At 68.6% G+C, this 4,272-nt stretch carries 1 protein-coding gene and 2 pseudogenes; 1 reads left to right on the top strand and 2 read right to left on the bottom strand.

Annotation, left to right across the window (positions count from 1 at the left end; all coding sequences use genetic code 11):
- Nucleotides 1-71 precede the first annotated feature (71 nt).
- Both ABZ622_RS41750 and ABZ622_RS41745 read right to left on the bottom strand, forming a co-directional pair.
- A pseudogene (locus ABZ622_RS41750) lies at nucleotides 72-489 on the bottom strand (RacP protein).
- A 2-nt stretch (nucleotides 490-491) separates the two neighbouring features.
- Nucleotides 492-1,486 (bottom strand): annotated as a pseudogene (locus tag ABZ622_RS41745) (DUF6192 family protein).
- Between the two features lie 1,019 nt (nucleotides 1,487-2,505).
- Between ABZ622_RS41745 and ABZ622_RS41740 the strand changes: the two are divergent.
- A complete protein-coding gene (locus tag ABZ622_RS41740) occupies nucleotides 2,506-4,251 on the top strand; it encodes a hypothetical protein (protein ID WP_360552524.1) in 1,746 nt (581 codons plus the stop codon).
- Nucleotides 4,252-4,272 lie beyond the last annotated feature (21 nt).

The raw sequence follows: 4,272 nt of genomic DNA, 5'->3' as shown, positions 1-4,272 counted from the left end.
CCGTGCTCGAAGTGTCGGGCGGCGTCAATCTCGATACGGTGCGGCCGCCCATGGGGCGGCCCCACCGCAGGTCAGGAGCTGTTGATGAGGTCGAGGGTGGATTCGATGGAGTTGAGCTGGGCGACGATGTGCTTGACCCACTTGTCGCCCGGGTGGGCGGCGGCGTGCGGGGCGACAGTGCCGGTGATCAACCGGCGGAACTCGGTCAGCTTCTCCTTGACCACGGCCCGTTCGTATGCCTCCAGCACGTCCCGCTCGGCTCCGAGCTGATAGCCCATCGCCCTGGTCCATGTCAGCGGTGGCCAGCCCTTCTCCGCGGCCTGGTCCTTCAGCGCGGCAAGCCCGGAACGGACCTGATTCGGGGACAGGTCACTGGCGCGTACCAGCTGAGGGAATTCAAGGCCGGCAGGTCTGGCCTCGAACTACGAACCGGAGGGTGTCCGCGTGGCGTCTGGCCGCATCACCCTGTCGCCGCGAGGCGCGGGGCACGTCTACTCGCCCTTCAGTAGGCGGGCCAGCTCGTCATCCACGTCGACCTTGCCGGTGTCGACGGCCATTTCGACCCAGTCGAGGGTCGCCCGGCAACGGGCCACGTTCTCGTGCACGATCGTGCGTTCGTCGTCACTGAAGGTGTGGTTGCGCAAAGAGGGGACGATCCGCCCGGCCGCCGCGACGAAGGAGTGGAAGGCGGTGACCAGGTCCAGGAACTCCATGCTCCGCTCGATGTGCCTCACGGCCGGCGCGACGGGGCTGGTGCGGTCGAAGTCCTTGCGGGCTTGCCGGTGGCGTTCGTTCTGGGCATGGTTGACCTGGAACCGGGCAGTCTCGTCGCTCATCGCCTTGAACGCGACGTCCGGCCGGCGCAGCAGGCTGGTGGCGGCTGTCGCCGCGACCGACTCGTCCCGCGTGAACTCCTCCACCGCCCGGACCTTGTTCTCCGTGGAGACTTTGGCCGCGACCTGCGGACGCCTGAGGAAGTCGGTGGTGACCGTCGCCGCGATCTCCTCGTCCTGGGCCAGGTGGTGGATCGCGGTGATCTTCTCCTGCAGGGTCTCCGGGCTGTCGACCGTCCACCCCACCCGCCGCTTGGCGTCGTCCGTCATCCACCGCGTCCTGCCCTCGGGCGGGGCCTTGATCGCCTCGAACCTCTCCTCGTCGTCCTCGATCCGCGCGAGGATGCGGTGGATCGTGAACGACACGCCCGCCCGGCGGTGTTCCTTCGCCAGCGTGACGCGGTCCACCTGGCGTTCTTCACCGTGCTGAACGTCAGGCCGATGTCCTCGGCCAGACGCATCAGGGACTGCCTGATCGTCCATTCCGCGTCCGGGATGCCGCCGCGGGGCCTGACCGGCTCGATCTCCAGAGCGCGGTCACCGATCGTGAACGAGCCCCGGCTCTGCTGTTCGACGACCTGCCGCAGCTCGGCAACGATCTGCTCGTAGCGGGACTGGCTGACGTTTCCGACGTTCTCGGTCTCTTCCGGCACGGTGCTTCACCACCAACTGCGGGCCAGGGCACGGCACTTGCGGCCGCGACGGGACAGGGCCCGCTTCCAGAACCGAGAGTCAGACCGAAAATCCTAAGATCACAACAGATGACCAGCTCGCCGTCGTCGTTGAGGCGAACCGGCCCGTCGCCCTTCATCAGGGTGTCCTCCAGGTCGGTGAGGGCGTCATCGAGCTCGTGCATCACCAGTGACAGGGCCTCGGAGAAGTCCGGGCTCTTGCCGACCAGGCGGCAGAACTCCGCCCGGTGCGTGTCCCATTCGACGGGGGTGAACAGGTAGACGGCCGGGTTGTCGTAGCGGCGGGAGCCGGGTACGTACACGTCCCCCGAGCGCAGGCCGTCGCGCAGCGCGATCAGCGTGCACAGCTCCCAGTAGTGCCGGTACGCGGTCGCGTCCCCCTTTGCCGCCGCCTCATCGAGGTACCCCTGCCAGCGGGCCGGCACGAACGCGATCGGAGCGTTGCCCGGCACATTGCGGGCGCCGGTGGCGTTCAGCTCCCGCAGGATGCCCAGAGCCTCGATCAGCGGCTGTGCCTCGGTGCCGCCAGCGAACCGCACGGCCTCCAGCACTTTCGGGGCGAACTGGCGGATGTAGGTGCCTTTTCTGCCTTCGCCCGAAACATCCGTGCGGGGCGGTAGGGATATCAGGGCATCACCTGGTTGCCGTCAGCGCCCCTGCCGGCAGTTGGTATGACGTGGCGAGCGTAAGCGCGCCAACGGGACATGGCCGGGACGCGGCGCCCTGCGCCGACCGATCGTCCTTCCCGTACAGGCCCCAGTCCCTTCCCGGTCCCGACCTCGGCCCATGGGGCCGAGTACGTGGGGATTCCTCCACTACGTCCGGCGAGGGCATCAGTAGAACTACGCAATCGGCTACGGAAACCCGCGGAACCGGCCTGATCGCGGCCTACTGCCGACTCTGATGTGCTCTACGTGGTGAAGGGCCGGTTGCCCGGCAGACCCGGCCCACTGTCAGAGGTACGTCCTACGGTCCTCACTGTGAGTGAATCGATGAGTGAATCCCTTTTTGCTGCTGTCACCCCTGCCCATGGCGGCGACGCCTCGGAGCGGGCAGCCCTGGTTCGTTCCCTGATCGCGGACGGGGCGGATGTCTCGGCGCGCGACGAGCAGGGCGCCACCGCGCTGCACCGGGCGGTGAAGGCCCCGTACAGCGCCGCCGACCCGCTGCCTTCCCTTGAGGTGATACTGGCGCTGCTGGAGTGCGGCGCGGATGTGCACGCCGTCGACAACCGCGGTGCCACCCCCGCCGTGTGGGCCGTGGCCTTGAGTGACTCCGATCCGGCGGTCTGGGCGGAGCGTTCCGTGGAGGTGCTGGCGCTGCTCGTCGAGCGCGGCGCCCGGCTGGACGGCCCGCTCGGTACCACCGGCGGGTCGTTCGCCCACCACAGCTGCGTGGCCGCGCCGCTCTACGCCTTCCTGCTCGACCACGGCGCACCGACCGACGCGGTCAACGATCGCGGAAACACTCCGCTGCACGCGACGGTCGGTTCGGCGCGACCGGGGCTGGTGAAGCTGCTGCTGGAGCGCGGTGCCGACAACGCCGCGGTCGACGGCCTCGGCCGGACTCCGCTGGGAATCGCGTTGCGTCTGCCGGAGTACAGCATGGAGCAGCGGCAGGCGCGGTCGGAGATCGTGGCTCTGCTGGAGGCTGCGGGTGCTCCGGCGCATGTGCGGTATCCCGTGGTGGAGGGCGGGCCGCTGCCCGTCGACATGGAGGCGCTGCGGCAAGTGGCCGGGGTGATGCGGGCCGAGCTGGCCGAGGTGTGCGAGGTTGCTGGGATCCCCGACGACAGCGGCCGGCTCGCTGAGCTTGTGGAGCCGGACTTCGACAGTTACCAGGATCTGGTCTCCGCACTGCGCCACAACTGTCACCCTGATCTGCTGCCCTCGGTGCCCCGACTGTGCATCAGGGTGCTCGGCGAGTCCGGTACGACGCGAACGCTGACCGGTGACCAGCGGCTGGACACGCCGTTCTTCCACCACGGCGATCTGGTGGTGAAGGGCGGCGACTTGGACGTGGTGGCCCCCTTCGTGGTCACCGGCTCGCTGACGGTCGAAGGCGTGCTGGCCGACTGCGGCCCGGATTCGGTGGTGGCCATCGGCGGCGGGGTGACGGCCCGAGGGGTGTTCACCGACGGCGAGATGTCCGTCGACGGCGACATCGAGGCCGACGTCGTCTACGGCTACTACAACGACCAGACGCTCCAGGCGGGCACCATCCGCGCCCGCCTGGTCATCGAGGACGAGCACGCGACGATCGCCTCGGTGGAAGCGGAGTTCCACTTCGACCTGGACGACTTCCAGCAGGGGTACGGCGACGGCGTCCAGGAGCAGTTGCGCGAGCTGCTGGTGGACGAGGTCTTCGCCGTTGACGAGGACGAGGGCGAGGGCGAGGGCGAGGGCGAGGGCAAGGGCAAGGGCAAGGAAATGATGGACCGGCATCTGCTGTTCGCCCGGCTCCGCGAGGGTCTGCCGGTCCTCACGGTGTGCGGCGGCACCCGCGCCCAACTCCTCATCAGCATGCTCTGCTTCAACCTGGTCCTCGCCGAGCAGCCGCAGGCCCTGTTCGTCTCCAGCCGCTACCGCAGCAACTGCCCGGTCGACTTCGACGACGACGAACTGCCCGCCCTCCTGCTGCCCGAACTCCTCGACGACCACGGCGAGGCGGACGGGGACAAGATCGAGGAAGCCCTGCGCGAAGGCCGGCAGGCACCAGCGGCGTGATCGTCTCGTACGAGACGATCA

Origin of the sequence: Streptomyces sp. NPDC007164 (genome assembly GCF_040634135.1) — a bacterium.
GTDB classification, from domain to species: Bacteria; Actinomycetota; Actinomycetes; order Streptomycetales; family Streptomycetaceae; genus Streptomyces; species Streptomyces sanglieri.
This window is presented reverse-complemented; position numbering and strand designations above follow the sequence as displayed.